The 18,166-nt window shown below is 36.0% G+C and carries 12 protein-coding genes and 1 tRNA gene; 2 read left to right on the top strand and 11 right to left on the bottom strand.

Annotated elements, in window-relative coordinates; genetic code table 11:
* Positions 1 to 237: 237 nt before the first annotated feature.
* On the bottom strand, positions 238 to 1,509 hold the full coding sequence (gene purD / locus OZD67_RS02480; RefSeq protein ID WP_182183207.1) for a phosphoribosylamine--glycine ligase: 1,272 nt from the start codon (positions 1,507 to 1,509) through the stop codon (positions 238 to 240).
* A gap of 34 nt (positions 1,510 to 1,543) precedes the next feature.
* Entirely contained in the window at positions 1,544 to 2,821 is a 1,278-nt protein-coding gene (gene serS, locus OZD67_RS02485; RefSeq protein ID WP_182184198.1) for a serine--tRNA ligase, read from the bottom strand.
* 143 nt (positions 2,822 to 2,964) lie between these two features.
* On the opposite strand from serS, the gene OZD67_RS02490 reads away from it, so the two are divergent.
* Positions 2,965 to 4,266 (top strand): hypothetical protein, encoded by a 1,302-nt coding sequence (locus OZD67_RS02490; protein ID WP_182183209.1) that lies wholly within the window; start codon positions 2,965 to 2,967, stop codon positions 4,264 to 4,266.
* Complete coding sequence (gene dusB / locus OZD67_RS02495; protein ID WP_182183210.1) at positions 4,251 to 5,213, top strand: tRNA dihydrouridine synthase DusB; 963 nt, start codon at positions 4,251 to 4,253, stop codon at positions 5,211 to 5,213. The genes OZD67_RS02490 and dusB overlap by 16 nt, the downstream gene beginning before the upstream one ends.
* A 6-nt stretch (positions 5,214 to 5,219) precedes the next feature.
* Here the strand turns inward: dusB and OZD67_RS02500 are convergent, their stop codons facing one another.
* The 9 genes from OZD67_RS02500 to tuf all read right to left on the bottom strand — a co-directional run bounded on the left by OZD67_RS02500 (position 5,220) and on the right by tuf (position 18,162).
* Positions 5,220 to 13,739 (bottom strand): DNA-directed RNA polymerase subunit beta/beta', encoded by an 8,520-nt coding sequence (locus tag OZD67_RS02500; RefSeq protein WP_182183212.1) that lies wholly within the window; start codon positions 13,737 to 13,739, stop codon positions 5,220 to 5,222.
* A 58-nt stretch (positions 13,740 to 13,797) separates the two neighbouring features.
* On the bottom strand, positions 13,798 to 14,199 hold the full coding sequence (gene rplL, locus OZD67_RS02505; protein WP_182183214.1) for a 50S ribosomal protein L7/L12: 402 nt from the start codon (positions 14,197 to 14,199) through the stop codon (positions 13,798 to 13,800).
* 26 nt (positions 14,200 to 14,225) lie between these two features.
* Positions 14,226 to 14,744, bottom strand: coding sequence for a 50S ribosomal protein L10 (gene rplJ, locus OZD67_RS02510; protein ID WP_182183215.1), 519 nt, complete (start codon positions 14,742 to 14,744; stop codon positions 14,226 to 14,228).
* 12 nt (positions 14,745 to 14,756) lie between these two features.
* On the bottom strand, positions 14,757 to 15,410 hold the full coding sequence (rplA, locus tag OZD67_RS02515; RefSeq protein WP_182183217.1) for a 50S ribosomal protein L1: 654 nt from the start codon (positions 15,408 to 15,410) through the stop codon (positions 14,757 to 14,759).
* A 4-nt stretch (positions 15,411 to 15,414) separates the two neighbouring features.
* The gene (locus tag OZD67_RS02520) at positions 15,415 to 15,855 is read right to left on the bottom strand and encodes a 50S ribosomal protein L11 (RefSeq protein WP_182183219.1); all 441 of its coding nucleotides are present in this window, start codon (positions 15,853 to 15,855) and stop codon (positions 15,415 to 15,417) included.
* 2 nt (positions 15,856 to 15,857) lie between these two features.
* Positions 15,858 to 16,694 (bottom strand): transcription termination/antitermination protein NusG, encoded by an 837-nt coding sequence (nusG, locus tag OZD67_RS02525; protein WP_182184199.1) that lies wholly within the window; start codon positions 16,692 to 16,694, stop codon positions 15,858 to 15,860.
* Positions 16,684 to 16,884, bottom strand: a complete 201-nt coding sequence (gene secE / locus OZD67_RS02530) for a preprotein translocase subunit SecE (RefSeq protein ID WP_205517846.1) — start codon at positions 16,882 to 16,884, stop codon at positions 16,684 to 16,686. Before secE ends, nusG begins: the two co-directional genes overlap by 11 nt.
* A gap of 19 nt (positions 16,885 to 16,903) precedes the next feature.
* Positions 16,904 to 16,976, bottom strand: a tRNA-Trp gene (locus OZD67_RS02535).
* Positions 16,977 to 16,989: 13 nt separating this feature from the next.
* On the bottom strand, positions 16,990 to 18,162 hold the full coding sequence (gene tuf, locus OZD67_RS02540) for an elongation factor Tu (protein WP_182183220.1): 1,173 nt from the start codon (positions 18,160 to 18,162) through the stop codon (positions 16,990 to 16,992).
* Between the last annotated feature and the right edge of the window lie 4 nt (positions 18,163 to 18,166).

The raw sequence follows: 18,166 nt of genomic DNA on the forward strand, positions 1-18,166 counted from the left end.
ACGACTTATAAGCGCGTTTCAGCTTGTGTAGGTAAAAACCTAGAAATATTGTGAAGACATAAGGTGCACATAGTGCAAAAAATTAAAAATAAGACGCCAACTACGTTGTTTTCTTGCTGTTTAATCTGCACAGATGAAGATAACTGAATACCTTCAGTTTCATGGTAAGGGGGCTGGCGGGGTTTGTCAAGTAAGTTTTTTTGTTTCTGCGGACTACCTGCTAACCGATAGCTAACATTAACTACCAATATCGTATCTGAAGAAGCTCCCTGGCCATTCTAAAAAATTTAATGCTGAGTACACCTTACTTTTGGCTTCCTCTATAGTGCTCCCTTCTGCTACTATATTTAGCACTCTTCCGCCATCTGAAACCCAATTACCACTCTCATCTAATTTAGTACCAGCGTGAAATACCAATATACCAGGAATGCTTTCAATTTTATCTAATCCCTTAATTACTTCTCCCTTTTGATAATCACCAGGATAGCCTTTACTTGCAACAACTACACAAACTGTAGATTTGTTGTTAAGTTCCACCATTTTGACATCTAACTTTCCTTCTGCAGCTGACAACATCAATTTTAATAAATCGCAATTTGAATCAAATCTAGGTAATATAGATTGCGTTTCTGGATCACCGAATCTAACATTATACTCGAGAAGTTTTGGGCCATCTCTGCAAATCATTAAACCAGCAAAGAGTACTCCCTTATAAGGCGTACCCATGTTAACCAATGCTTGAGCTGTAGGGTGTATCATTTTTTGGATGATTTTTTGCTCCATGTCCTTACTTATAATTGAAGGTGATGAGTACGATCCCATACCCCCAGTATTTTGGCCTTCATTATTTTCATTCACTCTCTTATAATCTTTTGCGCACCCAAGAGTTACTACTTTCAGCCCATCAACAAGAGCAAAAAAGCTTACTTCTTCTCCAATTAAAAATTCTTCTATGATTATTTCTTCACCTGATTCACCAAATTCTTTCTCCACTAGCATTGAATCTATTGCTGAAAAAGCTTCGTTTTCTGTGTAACATATCATCACGCCTTTCCCTGCCGCAATTCCATTTGCTTTCACTACAAGTGGAAACTTTATTTTATTGCTACGTACAAAATCTTTAGCTAATCCTTCATCAACAAAACACTCGTACTTGGCAGTTGGTATGCCATATCGCTTGCATAGTCCTTTGGTGAAAGACTTTGATCCCTCAAGTTTTGCAGTTGCTTGACTCGGAGCAAAAACATTTATTCCCTCTGCAACTAAATCATCAGCAAGCCCATCAATTATTGGTTGTTCTGGACCAATAACAACCAACTCTATATTTTTTCTCTTGCAAAATTGTGTAACATCCACTGAATTTTGAATATTTACATCCACAAGAGTCCCAAGATCTTTCATAGCTTGGCGACCAGGAGTTACATATAACTCAGTCAAGATAGGAGATTTTTTTAGAGCCCAAAGTAGAGCGTGCTCACGTCCACCAGAACCTATAACCAGAACCTTCATCTTTATTTCCTCGCTTTTCTATATGTCAAAATTATTATTTGCTTATAACAGTATCATTACTCATGTATTTTTGTAACACGTTTGGTATTGCAATCGACCCGTCAGAATTTTGATAATTCTCTATTATGGCAACAATCGTTCTTCCTATAGCTAAAGCTGAGCCGTTTAAAGTGTGAACATATTTTTTTATCTTTTTATCAGCTTCTGAAGAGTATTTAGCATTCATCCTTCTTGCTTGAAATGCACCACAATTTGAGCAGCTTGATATTTCTCTATATTTATTTTGCTCAGGTAACCATACCTCTATGTCATAAGTCCTTTGTGCAGCAAAACCCATATCACCACTACACAGTAGCATTACTCTATACGGTAATTCTAGTTTTTTTAATATCTCTTCAACAACACTCGTCATGCGCTCAAGTTCATCATTTGATAGGTCTTCAGTTGTAATACTCACCAATTCCACTTTACCAAATTGGTGTTGCCTTATCATGCCTCTCGTGTCTCGCCCTGCGCTGCCTGCTTCTTTACGAAAACACTCTGAATACGCAGTAAAACGAATAGGCAGTTCTTTTTCCTCTACTATTTTATCAGCAACCAAATTTGTTAAAAACACTTCACTTGTGGGAATCAACCTCAATTTGTCGGTAGTTAAATACGAATCGTCAGAAAATTTCGGTAGCTGACCAACATTATACATAGCTTCGTTTTTCACCAAAGCTGGGTGGTACACTTCAGTATAGCCAAATTCATTAACATGCATTTCAAGCATAAAATTTATTAATGCTCGGCCAAGCCTAGCTAACTGTCCTTTTAATATCGCAAATCTTGATCCGGAAATTTTTGCCGCTTGTTCGAAGTCCATTAAACCTAATTTTTCTCCGAGTTCATAATGAGATTCTGGTACAAAATCAAACTGTCTTTTTCCTCCGTATCTTCTCACCTCTAAATTAGAGTTCTCATCTGCGCCTATTGGCACATCTTGCGCAGGAATATTCGGCAAGTTAGATAAAACATTCACTAACTTATCCTTTTCTGCTTGTTCCTTTAAACTAATTGCCTCTATCTCATTCGTGATGTCTTTTGACAACTCTATTTGCTCTTCACAAGGGCTCTTGCTCATTTTAAGCTTCTTTATTTCCTCTGTGATTTCATTACGCTGCCTATTTAAATCTTGCAATTTAGTGGTTAATGATCTTTTCTCGTGATCAATTTCTAATATCTCTTCCGCAGTAAATTCTCTAATTCCCCTGCTTTTCATTGCCTTTTCAAATCCTTCAGGGTTTTTGCGTATATATTCTATATCATGCATATATTGTGCTATTACTAACATTGTTACTGTACTTCAAAAGCTCTTAATATTCAATATTTTCTCATATTACTAAAATTATTATGTTTGATTTTATTGCTAGAATTTGTTAAAATTTAATTAACTTAGCGTTCATAGGATGTAGTATGTCAGGCCTCACAAAAAAATATAATCAACTTAAAAAGAGCACTTACTTTGCTAGTGGAAAATTTGTTATCAGCACTACTTGTATACTCCTAGTAGCCACACTCGCTGCTGGCTGCTTGGGGTTGATAATAGGATTCCCTCTATTGATCTTTCCACTTGCTATGCTCATCTCTAACCCCGTAGTTTGGGTTTTAATGGGAATAGTGCTTACAGTGACATACAAAATAGTCGTTGAGCCTTTATTTTACTTAGCTAAGGGTTATATTAATGGGAAAAGAGCAGGTCAAGGTGAGCAAAAAACTCAAGATGGAGATAGTGGTATTGTACCAGGCAGTGAACCCGATTCAAGGAACAGTAGTTGTAGAAGCTCTTTGGATAGTGGTTTGGGTGGTAAAGAGTTTCATGAAAATTTGGACACTCTTGTGCATCAGACAAATAGAGAGAATTACGCTTACTGGTTGCAGCAACATGATATTGCTCATATTGCAAGAATTAAATATAAGTATTCAGAAGGTTTTACGGATGGTGTATTCTTCTGTATCCCTGGTAATCTTGAAACCTCGAGTGAAAGGTTGAGAGAATATAAAAATAAAGCAGAACGAGAGAGCTCGAAAAGGATATTTACTTCAGTTATTAATTTGTGTGGTAATCATTGGGTAACGCTAGTTGTTGCATACAGCTTAGATAATAAACAATTTAGAGCTTATTATTGTGATTCTTTTAGTGCTGATTTACCAAGTCCTGGTAGTCAACGTAAGAAAGTAGAACTTGCAAATGAAATTAAAGAATTGGTTACACCTCTTACTGATCAAGCTAGTGAGTTGAATGCGCAAGGAAAAAAAGAAATGAGTAAAGATGTCAAAGAGACAGCACAAACGTGTCGGAACAAGAAAAATGAATTAATTAATGTCCCAATAAATACTGATAATATAGTGAGCGCACTGGAAGCAGTTTTGGAAATAGAGAACTGTAATATAAGAAGCTCCGGAGCCAAACAACAAAGCGATGGACATAATTGTGGAATATTTGCATTGGAAAACGCTCATAGGATTACGCAAATGCTCAACGAAGGTAAATCATTTGATGAAATTGACAAAGAGTTATCAGAATATAAATTTGATTTGAATGGGAAAAGAAGAGAGTTTACAAAAGCGCTTATGGAAGATAAAAAATGGAAGGAAGATCTAGAGAGTGGGTTTTTATGTGAGCTTCCGCCAAGGACGAAGACATCTTCTACTTCAGAGGTGCAGCATGTAGTTCACAATGAAGAATTATCATTAACCTCATGCCCCTGCAAATAGGAAGTTTGACGATTGATTCTCCAGTAATCTTGGCGCCAATGTCTGGAGTGACTGATTATCCGTTTAGAAGTATTGTGAAGAAACTTGGTGCAAGTTTGTTAGTCTCAGAAATGATTGCAAGCAGAGCCATGATCATGCAAACTCGCCAGAGTCTACAAAAAGCAAAAGTTGATGAGCTAACTGCTGTTCAGCTTGCTGGATGCGAGCCGGATGTAATGGCAGAGGCTGCAAAACTAAATGAGGATATGGGTGCAAAAATAATAGATATAAATTTCGGTTGTCCTGTTAAAAAAGTTGTAAACGGTTATGCAGGATCAGCGCTAATGCGCGATGAAAAAAAGGCTGCTGAGATAATTGAAGCTGTAGTCAAAGCAGTGAATGTGCCAGTTACGGTGAAAATGCGCACTGGATGGAACGATGAAAATCGCAATGCACCGAGACTTGCGAAAATTGCCGAGGATTTAGGAGCAAAAATGATTATTGTGCATGGAAGGACAAGAGCACAGCTCTATAACGGTCAAGCAGATTGGAAATTCGTTAGAAATGTTAAAGAACAAGTGAAAATTCCAGTTATAGTAAATGGCGATATTAGAAACTTGAGTGATATTCAAAGTGCTCTTAAAGAATCCGGAGCAGACGGAGTGATGATAGGTCGTGGTGCCTACGGTAAACCTTGGCTGATTAATCAAGCAATGAATTTTCTGAATGGAAGCGAAACTTCTGAGCCAACAGCTTCAGAGAGATTAAGCATCATACTCGAGCATTACGACAATATTCTTGAGTACTATGGAAATGACACAGGAATAAAGATGTCCCGCAAACACATAGGTTGGTACAGTAGCGGGCTTCAAAGCTCATCTGAATTTCGTATGAGAGTAAATAACATGACAGATAGCACGGAAGTGAAAGAAAATATTATTGGCTTTTTTGGTCAAGAGACACACTAGCTGTACTCAATTCGACTGATCATAATGTGATGCTACCACGTTCTCTTCCTCACCAGAGTGTAAATGACAACCATTATCCATCAACCATTTTTCGTCATAAGTTTCAATATCAAAATATTTTTCATATTTATCTACATTATCACAAAGTGAAAGTGCTCTGATCTTATTCATGATCAAACCTGTACCAGCAGGAATTAATCTTCCTACTATAACATTTTCTTTTAATCCACTTAAAGGATCGCTCTTCCCGCAGAATGCTGCTTCTGTAAGTACTTTTGTTGTCTCTTGGAAAGAGGCAGCAGAAATAAAGGAGCTAGTTTCAAGACTTGCCCTAGTAATCCCCTGCAGAATAGGAAGATAATGAGCAGGCCGTTTGCCAGAGTTACTCATAGCATCATTTTCCCTATCAACTTCCAGCTTGTCAATGCTTTCGCCAACCAAGTACATAGTATCACCAGGATCAGTAATTTCCACTTTTTGTAGCATTTGTTTTAAGATCACCTCTAAATGCTTGTTGTCTATACGAACACCCTGCAATCTATAAACTTGCTGTATTTCAGAAATCATATAGTGCGCTAAAGCTTCTAACCCAAGCACACGTAAAATATCATGGAGATCAGGGTCACCATCCATCAATAGATCACCTTTACGTACAAAATCACCTTCATTGACTATTACATGCTTACTTCTTGATACCAAATATTCAACTGGAGAAATTTGTTCATCTACAGGTTTAATTAATATACTGCGTTTTCCTCTACGGTCTTTTTCAGAAAACGCTACATAGCCATCTATCTCACTAACAATAGCATGCTCTTTAGGACGACGTGCTTCAAATAACTCTATAACCCTCGGTAAACCACCAGTAATATCACGAGTTTTAACTGACTCTCTTGGTGTTCTTGTAATAACATCACCTGCATGAACCTTCTGCCCATTTTGTACATTGAGCACTGCACCAATTGGTATAAAATAACATGCTTCAACGCCACTTGCGAGTGTCATTACTTCACCATTATCGTCAAGCAGCACAATACGAGGACGTAAACTAGCTCCACCAGAATGCAATTTCCAGTCTTTTACTACTTTGCTTGATATTCCTGTAGATTCATCCATCACTTCAGTGATCGAAATTCCATCTTTTAAGTCCTGATAAGACACTATACCAGTCTTCTCCGTGATAATAGGCAATGTATAAGGATCCCATTCCGCAACTTTATCGCCAATTTTTACTGACCCACTCTCATCCACATAAAGCTTAGCACCGTAAGGTACACTATGCTTCAACTTCTCACTACCAAGGCTATCAACCAACACGACTTCACAGGAACGGCTTATCACAATTTTATTTCCGTTTCTATCTATAATTATATTACTATTGTTTAACTTTATTTTAGCACTAATAGAAGCTATAATATTTGAGGATTCAACGCCTCTAGTCATTACCCCACCTATATGGAAAGTACGCATCGTTAACTGAGTACCTGGCTCTCCAACAGATTGAGCAGCTATAACACCAACTGCTTCACCTATTGAAACAATTTTACCAGTTGCAAGGTCTCTTCCATAACACAAAGAACACACACCAGGACTTATTTCACAAGTTAAAGGCGATCTAATTTTTACAGCATCAAGACCTGCAATGCTGATTTGCTTTACTTTATCCTCATCAATTAATTCCCCTGCTTTTACTAATAATTCTTTTGTCACTGGGTTATATATACCATCTGCAGATGTTCTACCCAGCACAACACTCTCTAGAGATGCAACTATAGTACTTCCTTCAACTGTAGCTCTCACAACAAGACCATTTTTTGTTTTACAGTCATGCTTTGTAACTATGCAATTTTGAGACACATCAACTAAACGACGAGTTAAGTATCCAGAGTTTGCAGTTTTAAGCGCAGTGTCAGCTAAACCTTTACGCGCACCATGAGTAGAATTAAAGTATTCAAATACGTTCAATCCTTCACGGAAATTAGAAATTATAGGTGTTTCTATAATCTCACCAGAAGGTTTGGTCATGAGCCCTCGCATTCCTGCTAGCTGTTTCATCTGTGAAGTAGAACCCCTTGCACCAGAGTTAACCATCATATACACTGAGTTGTACTTACTATTTCCATCATATATAGATATTGCTTTTAACATATCATTAGCTATCATATCCGTACACTTAGACCATTCATCTATAACCTTGTTATACCTCTCACTTCTAGTTATTAGCCCATCTTGATATTGCATAGAGAATTTCTTAATTTCACCCCTCGCGTGATCAACATGTGTAGCTTTAGTTTCAGGTATAACCATATCACAACGACCAAAAGAAACACCAGAAAATGTGGCATACTCAAAGCCAAGTACCATTAGTTTATCAGAAAATGCCACTGTAGCACTTTGACCACAGTTACGATATACTAAATCAACTATACCAGTTATTTCCTTGACTGTTAATATCTGATTTATTAGATCGAAGCCTAGATTCTCATGCTTAGGAAAAATTTGCCATAATATTAAACGGCCGGGAGTTGTACAAACAGTTTTATAGTGAGTTTCACCGCTGCTATTAATATACTCCATCCTATACTTTATACTAGAATGAATATGTAAAGTACCATCACTCAAAGAATGCTCAACTTCACAAAAAGCACCAAAAGATGGTAAATTGTCTTCCTTAGGTTCTTGTAAAGTCAGATAATATATGCCAAGTACTATATCTTTACTAGGAACTATAATCGGTCTGCCATTAGAAGGACTTAAAACGTTATTAGTGGACATCATTAACACCCTAGCTTCAAGCTGAGCTTCCAATGAAATTGGCACATGCACTGCCATTTGGTCACCATCAAAATCAGCATTAAACGCCGTACAAACAAGCGGATGAAGCTGTATTGCTTTGCCTTCAATAAGGATTGGTTCAAAAGCCTGAATACCAAGTCTATGTAGCGTAGGAGCTCTATTCAACAAAACAGGATGCTCTTTTATTACCTCTTCAAGCATATCCCAAACTTCTGGTTTTTCTGCTCTTATCAACTTACTAGCAAACTTAATAGTTGGAGCCATACCATACATCTTAAGCTTTGAGTAAACAAAAGGTTTGAATAGTTCAAGAGCCATTCTTTTTGGTAATCCACACTGATTTAGTTTCAAAGTTGGACCAACAACTATTACAGAACGTCCAGAGTAGTCTACTCTTTTTCCTAAGAGGTTCTGGCGAAAACGACCCTGTTTTCCTTTTAACATATCACTAATGGACTTTTTATATCCAACAGCACCAGCTTTGTTTACCAAAGTATTACGACGACTATTATCAAAAAGAGAATCAACTGCTTCTTGTAACATCCTTTTTTCATTACGAATCATAATCTCAGGAGGATTTAAGCTCAACAATTTCCTCAACCTGTTATTTCTATTAATAATAGTCCTATAATGATGATTCAGATCAGAAACTGCAGGACGACCACTTTCAAGCGATACCAAAGGACGCAAATCAGGTGGTAAAATAGGTATAGTTGTAAGTATCATCCACTCAGGCCTATTTCCAGATTTAATGAAGTTTTCAATAATACGCAATCTCTTTATAATTTTCTTTCTTCTTATCTCAGAAGCAACAGACTCTAATTCTAGTCTTAAATCCTTCCTAATTTCATGTAAATCAAGGCGCGTTAGCAACTCTCTTATAGCTTCAACACCTTGCATAGCTACAAAACTATCGATCCCATAGCTATCTTTAGCTTCATTATAAGCTTTTTCACTCATAATCTCACTTTTTTCAAAAGGCGAAACAAGAGGATCTATCACGATATAATTATCGCTATATAAAATATTCTCAATATCTCTGAGAGACATATCCAATAATGCTCCAATTCTTGAAGGAAGCGATTTCAAAAACCATATATGAGCAACAGGAGATGCAAGCTCTATATGACCCATCCTTTCTCTTCTTACTTTAGAAGATGTAACTTCTACTCCGCATTTTTCACATATGCGACCTCTGTGTCTTCTTTTTTTGTATTTTCCACATAAACATTCATCGTCATTGACAGGTCCAAAAACCTTAGGGCAAAATAACCCACCTTTCTCAACTTTGAACGTACGATAATTTGCAGTTGAAACATCTTCTATCTCACCACAAGATATACGCTTAATACTTTCAGGGCTAGCAATCGATATGCTAACCTCATTAAAAGGTTGTGCAATGTTAGTGTGAGATATATCCTCAATCACTACATCATTTTGCTTTAAATCTACATTTAAACATAAAGAACGTAGTTCTTTTATCATCACATTAAAGGATTCAGGAATTCCACATTCAAAATTACTGTCACCTTTTATTATCGATTCGTAAATCTTAACTCTACCATTAATATCATCAGACTTCACAGTTAACATTTCCTGCAAAGTATAAGCAGCACCATAGGCTTGTAATGCCCAACATTCCATTTCACCAAAACGCTGACCACCAAAATGAGATTTTCCTCCTAGAGGTTGTTGAGTAACCAAACTATAAGGTCCTACTGAACGCGCATGAATTTTACCATCAACCAAGTGATGCAACTTAAGCATGTACATGTAACCAACTGTAACCTTGCGGTCGAATTTTTCACCACTGCAACCGTCATATAATACAGCTTGTCCAGAGTTATCCAAACCAGCAAGTTCAAATAATTTTGCTATTTGTTCATCTTTTGGACCCTCAAATACAGGTGCAGCAACAGGAACGCCATTACGTAATTTACGTGCAAATTCAATGAGATTATTATCACTAATATTACGAATATCATTACAGATAGATACGTTACTACCATAGCTATAAACCTCAATCAGGAAATCACGTAAATTGCTGTATAAACTTTTACAAGAGTTCAAATAGTTCTCTACTAACGCATTCAACTCGTCATTTAGTGCATTCTTATTAGGTGTATTTAAAACAGAAGCCATTATTTCATCATCATCAATATTTTCAATTTTTTTATTGTCAAGGTATGCTACTGCAAATTGTGTAAAATTATCATCGTTAAGGGACCTAATTCCCTTGCAAAAAGCACTTTTGATTTTATTGATCTCATCGAGAATATTACTTACCCTTTCTCCTAATTTTCTACAAGCCCAACCTACATGCGTTTCCAGTATTTGCCCTACATTCATTCGTGAAGGAACACCAAGAGGGTTAAGAATAATATCAACAGGAGTACCATCTTCCAAATAAGGCATATCTTCCACTGGCACAACTCGAGAGATCACACCTTTATTCCCATGTCTACCAGCCATTTTATCTCCTGGTTGCAGACTATGTTTCACAGCAATGAAAACTTTTACTGACATCGACACACCTTGAGGCAGGTCATAACCTTCATGTAATTTTTCTACTTTTCGCTTAAACTGTGCTATTGCATGTGATACTTTCTCATCAAAATCTTTTTTTAAGCTCTTAACTTGCTCAGAAATGGATTGGTTTTTTAATCCTATACCCCACCATTGCTCACGTTCAATAGAGTCAAATTTTTCTCGATCTTGAGAACCAGAATTAATAAGAAGTTTCTTCAGTTCATCATAGAAATATTCACTAGTAACATTGATTATATAATCTCGCTCTTCCTCAAAGTCATTTACCTCTTTTTGTTTGATGAGTAATGCCCTTTCATTTTCTTCAACCCTCCTGCGTGTAAAGACTTGTACATCAATTACTGTCCCTTCAACATCTGGAGATGTATATAAAGAGGAGTCCGCACAATCGAATGACTTTTCACCAAAAATTGTCATTAATAACTTCGTTTCAGGAGGCAATGAAAGAGAAGGTTTAGGTGTAACTTTACCTACCAGAATATAGCCTGGACCAACTCTTGTACCAATTTTCACTATACCACTATCATCCAAGTGATATAGATTTTCTTCATTAACACCAGGTATAGCACGAGTTATTTTTTCTGATCCTAAAGGGGTATCATGTACAACACAGTCAAATTCTTCTATATGAATAGAAGTAAAGAGATCTTTTTTAACAACTTCACTAGAAATAATAATAGAGTCTTCAAAATTATAACCTTGCCAAGACATAAAAGCGACTAGCAAATTTTTACCAAGCGCCAACTCACCACTGTTAATTGCAGGACCATCAGCTATTACATCACCCTTTTTAACATAATCACCTACGCACACTAGCGGTCTTTGATTAATACAAGTATTATGGTTAGAACGCTGAAATTTCCTTAGATGATAAATATCTACGTCCAAGTAGTTAACCCTTTCTTTATCAAAAGCACGTATAACTATAGAGTTACTATCAGAACTATCAACTATGCCATCGCGTTTTGCTAAAACTACAGCACCAGAGCCAGAAGCTACAAAAGACTCCATACCAGTAGCAACCAGAGGAGCGGTAGGCTTCAATAAAGGTACGGCCTGACGTTGCATATTTGAGCCCATTAATGCTCTATTAGCATCATCATTTTCTAAAAATGGAATCAAGGAAGCCGCAACTGATATTACCTGCTTAGGAGATACGTCAATGTAACTCACCTGATCACTACTTACCATAATGAAACTACTAGCATATCTACAGTATAGCATATCATCAACAAAGCAATTATTTTCATCGAGCTTTGCGCTGGTATCAGCTATATAATATAAACCTTCATCTATGGCAGACAGATACTCAATTTGATCAGTAACAACCCTATTAACTACTTTTCTATAAGGACTTTCAATGAAACCATATTTATTAATACGCGCGTATATAGCTAAACTGTTGATTAACCCTATATTTTGCCCTTCAGGAGTCTCAATAGGGCAAATTCTTCCATAATGAGTTGGATGAACATCACGCACTTCAAATCCTGCCCTTTCTCTTGTTAAACCGCCAGGACCTAACGCGGACAACCTTCTTTTATGTGTTATTTCAGATAACGGATTAGTCTGATCCATAAATTGAGATAATTGAGAAGAATTGAAAAAATCTCTTAAGACATTAGTTAACACTTTTGGATTAATAAAATCAGATGGAGAAACTTTATCTAAACTAGAAGTGGACATAGAATCAACTATTGCGCGTTCCAATTTCAACAACCCAGTTCTAAATTGATTTTCTATAAACTCTCCAACTGATCTTACTCTTCTGTTTCCTAAATGATCAATATCATCTACAGATCCTTGACCGTCACGTAACAATACTATTTTTTTTACAATTTCAATAATATCTTCATACGTTAAAACAGTTAAATCCTCATCATAATTTAATCCAAGGTAAGAGTTAAGCTTCAACCTACCAATGTTAGACAAATCATAATATTCCGGACTGAAGAAAAGATTACGGAAAAACTCCTCTACTATCTCTAAAACAGGAACTTCACCAGGACGCAAAACTCTATATATTTCATATAGCGCATCCTGATAAGACATGTTTTCGTCTAAGAAAAGCGTATTTAATATATAAGGTCCAACAGATACATTATCTATGTTCAATACTGATATTTCATCCACAGACAATAACTCAAGCTTCTTTATGTCTTCCAGCTTTATAGATTCACCAGCAGATAAAATTTTCGTAGAGCTAGCACTATCCATTAAATCTTCTGCCAGGAATAAACCACATATAGAATTAAAAGGAATCAGATACTCTTTCAATTCATTATCATATAGCTTTTTAGCTAGTCTTGAGGTAATGCGAACGTTAGCTTTAAGCAGCACATTACCTTCAATATCCATTAAGTCGAAAGGCAACCTCACTCCTTTAAATTTATCAGGAACAAAAGGCACTTTCCAACCATCTTTATGTTTTACATACTTTATTTTCTCATAAAATCTATCGAGTATATCATTATTTGATAGACCTAACGCCTTTAACAAAACTGAGATTGGCAATTTTCTTTTTCTATCAACACGAAAATACAAATGGTCTTTAACATCAAATTCAATATCAAGCCAAGAACCCCTATAAGGAATAATTCTAGCAGAATAGATCAATTTACCAGAATTGTAAGTTTTTCCCTTATCGCTATCAAAAAATACACCAGGAGACCTATGCATTTGTGAGACAATAACTTTTTCTACACCATTAATGATGAAAGTACCCTTATCAGTCATCATAGGCAACCCACAAAAGTGGACTTCCTGCTCTTCTATAGATTTTACAACAGTTGCAAGTTTGGAATGATCTCCACTCTCTTTAATCGATTTATATTTATCAAGAGAAATACCATCCTGCATAACAACAAGACGTATAGAAGCAATAACCTGAGCAGAAAAAGTTATACCACGCTTTATACACTCAGATTCATCATACTTAGGATCATCTACCCTACAACTTATAAACTCAATAGTAGCCCTACGCAAAGGATCATTTATTGGAAAGATTGTATGAAAGATAACTTCAAGTCTTTCATTACCCTTATTCTTAGGAGCAAATGAATCATACGATTCTTTTTGAACCTTAACCAAATCCAATAAAGAATCTTTTAAATCAATCGACCTAGAATAAGAAACTCTAGGAACAAAAGCACCAGAAGCGTACATATAAGAAGAATCAACCATTAAAATACCCCAAACTAATTAAAAGAGCTATATCAATATAAAATTAATACATTAAATATTATTCAAGCTCCACTTTAGTTGCTCCTGCTTCAATAAGTTTTTGCTTGATTTTTTCTGCTTCGTCTTTAGGAACATTAGCAGTTAAATCTTTAGGTAAAGATTCAACTAACTCTTTTGCTTCTTTTAAACCCAATGTAGAATTAACTTCTCTCACAGCTTTAATAACTCCTATTTTTTTACTTGCATCAATTTCTTTAATCACAACTTTATACTCAGCTTTTTCTTGAGTAGCAGGAGCAGCAGCATTATCACTAATAGGTGCCCCAGCACCAACAGCCCCACCAAGAAAAGAACCAGCAGGCAACCCTATTTTCTCTTCTAGAACTTTTACAAGTTCAGAAGCCTCTAATAGGTTTAAAGATAATATTTTATTAACCAAATCACTTGTTACATTACTCATAATTACCACCTTACTTAACAACAAATTTATTTTTTAGAACTATAATAATCCAAAACTCTCATAAGCCTCATAGAAGATGAATTAATAGACAACGCCAATCGAGCAGGAATATCATAAGATATTAAACGCATAATTTTAACACGCAATTCATCCAGAGAAGGCAACTTAGCCAGTTTATTAACATCTTCCACTGTTAACAATTCATTTATATGAGCCGCGCAAATCACAGACATTTTTTCTTTGTTAGCATTAATAAAATCAACTATTAACTTTGCAGCTTCTACTATGCCACTAGAGTATATAATAGCAACAGAACCAGAAAATTTACCTGATAAATAAGAAAATTTACCAGTCCTTTCCAAAGCCAAGCGCGCTAGAGTGTTTTTAACTACTAATACCCCACCTGCTATAGACCTCAGACTATTCCTCAGAGTTAATGAATCATTAGCATTTATAGATTTAAAATTTACTAATATCAAGAAATCATTATTTACAAATACGTTTATTGTGCTCTGTATAAATTCATCCTTATTTTTACGCTTCACGGTATCACTCCCTTAAATTATATCTTCCACTTTGCTTATCTTATAAGCTTCACCCATGGTTGAATTTAAAAAAACACCCTTAAAGTAAATTCCTTTCGCAGAAATAGGTTTATTATCTTTAATTACTTTAAGAAAGGCTTTTAAATTTTCTAGCAAGTCATCAATATCAAATTTAATATTTCCTAATTTACCATGAATAACACCATTTTTATCTGTTCTAAATTTTATCTGACCAGACTTAATGGTTTTAATAGCTTCTGCAATGTTAGAAGTCACAGTACCAAATTTAGGGTTAGGCATCAGCCCTTTAGCACCCAATACTTTTGCAATAGGAGTGATTTTTGCCATAAAATCAGGAGTAGTAATGCACCAATCAACATCTAATTTTCTACCTTTTTTTATTTCTTCAACTAAATCCTCTCCTCCTGCAATATCAGCACCAGCTTTTTCAGCTTCTAATAAATGTTTATCTTGAGCAAAAACAGCTACTTTAATATTCTTCCCGATACCTTTAGGCAAAACTACTGTACCACGCACCTGCTCTTCAGATTTACGTGAATCTACGCCTAAATTGACTGCAATATCAACTGATTCATTAAATTTTGCTGAAGCAGACTCAATAATCTTCTTCAAACACTGCTTAGGATTATCATTATATGTATTCATTTACCTAACCTTCCACAACTTCTATACCCATAGATTTTGCAGTGCCTACAACCATTTTCACTGCTGAATCTTCATTATCTACTTTCATATCAACCATCTTGCACTTTGCCACTTTAATTATAGCAGACATAGGTAATTTAGCCACTAATTCTTTACCAGGATTACCAGAACCTTTACTTAATTTAGCCTCCTGCTTAAGTAAATAAGCCACAGGTGGACCGCTGACAGTAAAATCATGAGAGCGATCATCCTTTATGGAAATTCGCACTGTTACTAAATCGCCTACTTTATAATTAGCGTTAGCAGCGTTAGTAACTTTATTAAAAGCTTCACAAAACTTAGGAACAGGTATACCACGTGGACCAAGTACTGAAGCAATTTTCGGTCCTGGAATTGCTTTCCCAGCTTCCATAAGTAAGTTAATCTTAGCAACTATAACACTCATAATTAATCCTCTATTTTCTCTACTTGAGCCAGATCAAGCTCTATTATTGTCGGCTTACCTAAAATTGATACTTCCACATTAATAATTTTTTTCTCATCGTTTACCATATTTACCTTACCAGTAAAATTTTGAAAAAGACCATCATTAATTTTCACTTTTTCACCTTTTTCATAACCATAACCTAATTTCTTTGTCTCTTGAGCATTATAAAGTGCATTACACATTGAGTGAATCTCACCGTCCAAAATCACCTTTGGAATATTACCATTTTTCAAAAACCCATAAACCTTAAGAGATTTTGGTATATTATTGATAAAATTCAATACTTCATCGCATAAATTCACGTATAAAAAGACATAACCAGGAAAGCATTTCCTTCGTGTAGCAATTTTCTTAGATTTCAACTCTACTTCACTTAGCTCTTCATATGGAATGAAAACTTCCTTAAAGTAACCATTAACACTCAATCTCATAGAATTTTCCAATATATGTTGGCGCACTTTCTCTTCACAATTGGAAGCAACTCTCAAGATATACCATTTATATCTATTAAATTCTTTACACTTTAAACTTATCTCATCATCTGAAATCATCTCAAAATCACCAGATTCACCACTGCAGAATCCAGGCGTTTGATTCAAAATATTTTTGCTTTCATCACATAGATGCATATATACATACACTTCACATAACTCTTTTATATCAGACTTTGAATTACATACCGTTTGATAAGGAATAAACACTTCCTTAAAATAAACAGCATTACTTACCAATTCACGTATATTTTGCTCATATCCATAATCAACTCTAATGATATACCATTTATATTCACATTCCATAAATAATTCCAAATAAAGCCTTAATTACGTAAAGAGACATAAAATCCACAAAACAGAAGAAAATCGAAAAGCATAATATAACAATCATCACAACAAATAGAGATGACAACACCTCCTGTTTCTTTACCCAAGCAATTCTTCGTATTTCTTGCTTTATATCATAGAAAAAAACACACAAACTTTTTAACATTTTCACCACAACATTAATGCAGGAGCGATAGGAATTGAACCTACAACCTCTGGTTTTGGAGACCAGCGCTCTACCAATTGAGCTACACTCCTATAACTCAAACTCTCACTCCAAAATCTCAGAAACAACACCAGAACCAACAGTTCTACCGCCTTCTCTTATCGCAAAACGCAATCCCTTATCCATTGCTATCGGTACTTGCAATTCTACTTCTACACTCACATTATCTCCTGGCATTACCATCTCCTTCCCATCTAGCAATTTTATGCTCCCAGTTACATCCGTTGTTCTTAAATAAAACTGTGGCTGGTAATTTGCAAAAAATGGTGTATGCCTTCCTCCTTCTTCTTTCTTTAATATATAAACCTCCGCCCTAAACTTTCTATGCGGCGTTATCGTCCCCGGTTTTGCTAATACTTGCCCTCTCTCCACTTCTTCTCTTTTTGTTCCTCTGAGCAATATTCCTACATTGAGTCCTGCACTCCCCTTATCCAGCAACTTCTTAAACATTTCTACACCTGTGCATATCGTCTTTTGCGTCGCTTTCAGACCTATTATCTCTATCTCTTCTCCCGTCTTTATCTCCCCCTTCTCTATCCTTCCTGTTACCACCGTTCCTCGCCCCGATATCGAAAATACATCCTCGATTGGCAATAGAAATGGTAAATCCACAGGCCTTGGTGGGACCGCCACATATTCATCTAACTTTCCCATCAATTTATCTATTGATTTCTTTCCATATTCGCTGCTGTCATCCTCCAGCGCTTTCAATGCAGACCCCACTACCACAGGCACTTCATTCCCTGGAAATCCGTATTTATTCAGCAATTCCCTCACTTCCATTTCTACCAAATCTATCATATCAGCATCAGCAACATCAGCTTTATTTATATACACCACGATATATCCAACACCTACCTGCTTCGCTAGCAATATATGCTCTCTCGTTTGTGGCATTGGCCCATCAACCCCCGACACTACCAATATTGCCGCATCCATCTGTGCTGCACCTACTATCATGTTCTTTACATAGTCAGCATGTCCAGGACAATCAACGTGTGCATAATGCCTTTTTTCCGTCTGATACTCAACATGCGCTGTTGCTATCGTTATCCCCCTCTTCCTTTCTTCTGGCGCTTTATCTATCTGATCGTACGCTACAAAATTTCCATAATGCTTTGTTATTGCCGCTGTTAACGTTGTCTTCCCATGATCCACATGGCCTATTGTTCCCACATTTACATGTGGCTTTCCAAATGCTTCCACTACTGCTGTCATAATT

The sequence above is a fragment of the Wolbachia endosymbiont of Drosophila nikananu genome (genome assembly GCF_028981865.1).
GTDB lineage: Bacteria > Pseudomonadota > Alphaproteobacteria > Rickettsiales > Anaplasmataceae > Wolbachia > Wolbachia pipientis_B.

Bases quoted from the DNA above. Each gene is read 5' to 3' on its own strand.
- purD (WP_182183207.1), bottom strand. From the start codon at position 1,509: ATGAAGGTTCTGGTTATAGGTTCTGGTGGACGTGAGCACGCTCTACTT.
- serS (WP_182184198.1), bottom strand. From the start codon at position 2,821: ATGCATGATATAGAATATATACGCAAAAACCCTGAAGGATTTGAAAAG.
- OZD67_RS02490 (WP_182183209.1), top strand. From the start codon at position 2,965: ATGTCAGGCCTCACAAAAAAATATAATCAACTTAAAAAGAGCACTTAC.
- dusB (WP_182183210.1), top strand. From the start codon at position 4,251: ATGCCCCTGCAAATAGGAAGTTTGACGATTGATTCTCCAGTAATCTTG.
- OZD67_RS02500 (WP_182183212.1), bottom strand. From the start codon at position 13,739: ATGGTTGATTCTTCTTATATGTACGCTTCTGGTGCTTTTGTTCCTAGA.
- rplL (WP_182183214.1), bottom strand. From the start codon at position 14,199: ATGAGTAATGTAACAAGTGATTTGGTTAATAAAATATTATCTTTAAAC.
- rplA (WP_182183217.1), bottom strand. From the start codon at position 15,410: ATGAATACATATAATGATAATCCTAAGCAGTGTTTGAAGAAGATTATT.
- OZD67_RS02520 (WP_182183219.1), bottom strand. From the start codon at position 15,855: ATGAGTGTTATAGTTGCTAAGATTAACTTACTTATGGAAGCTGGGAAA.
- nusG (WP_182184199.1), bottom strand. From the start codon at position 16,694: ATGGAATGTGAATATAAATGGTATATCATTAGAGTTGATTATGGATAT.
- secE (WP_205517846.1), bottom strand. From the start codon at position 16,884: ATGTTAAAAAGTTTGTGTGTTTTTTTCTATGATATAAAGCAAGAAATA.
- tuf (WP_182183220.1), bottom strand. From the start codon at position 18,162: ATGACAGCAGTAGTGGAAGCATTTGGAAAGCCACATGTAAATGTGGGA.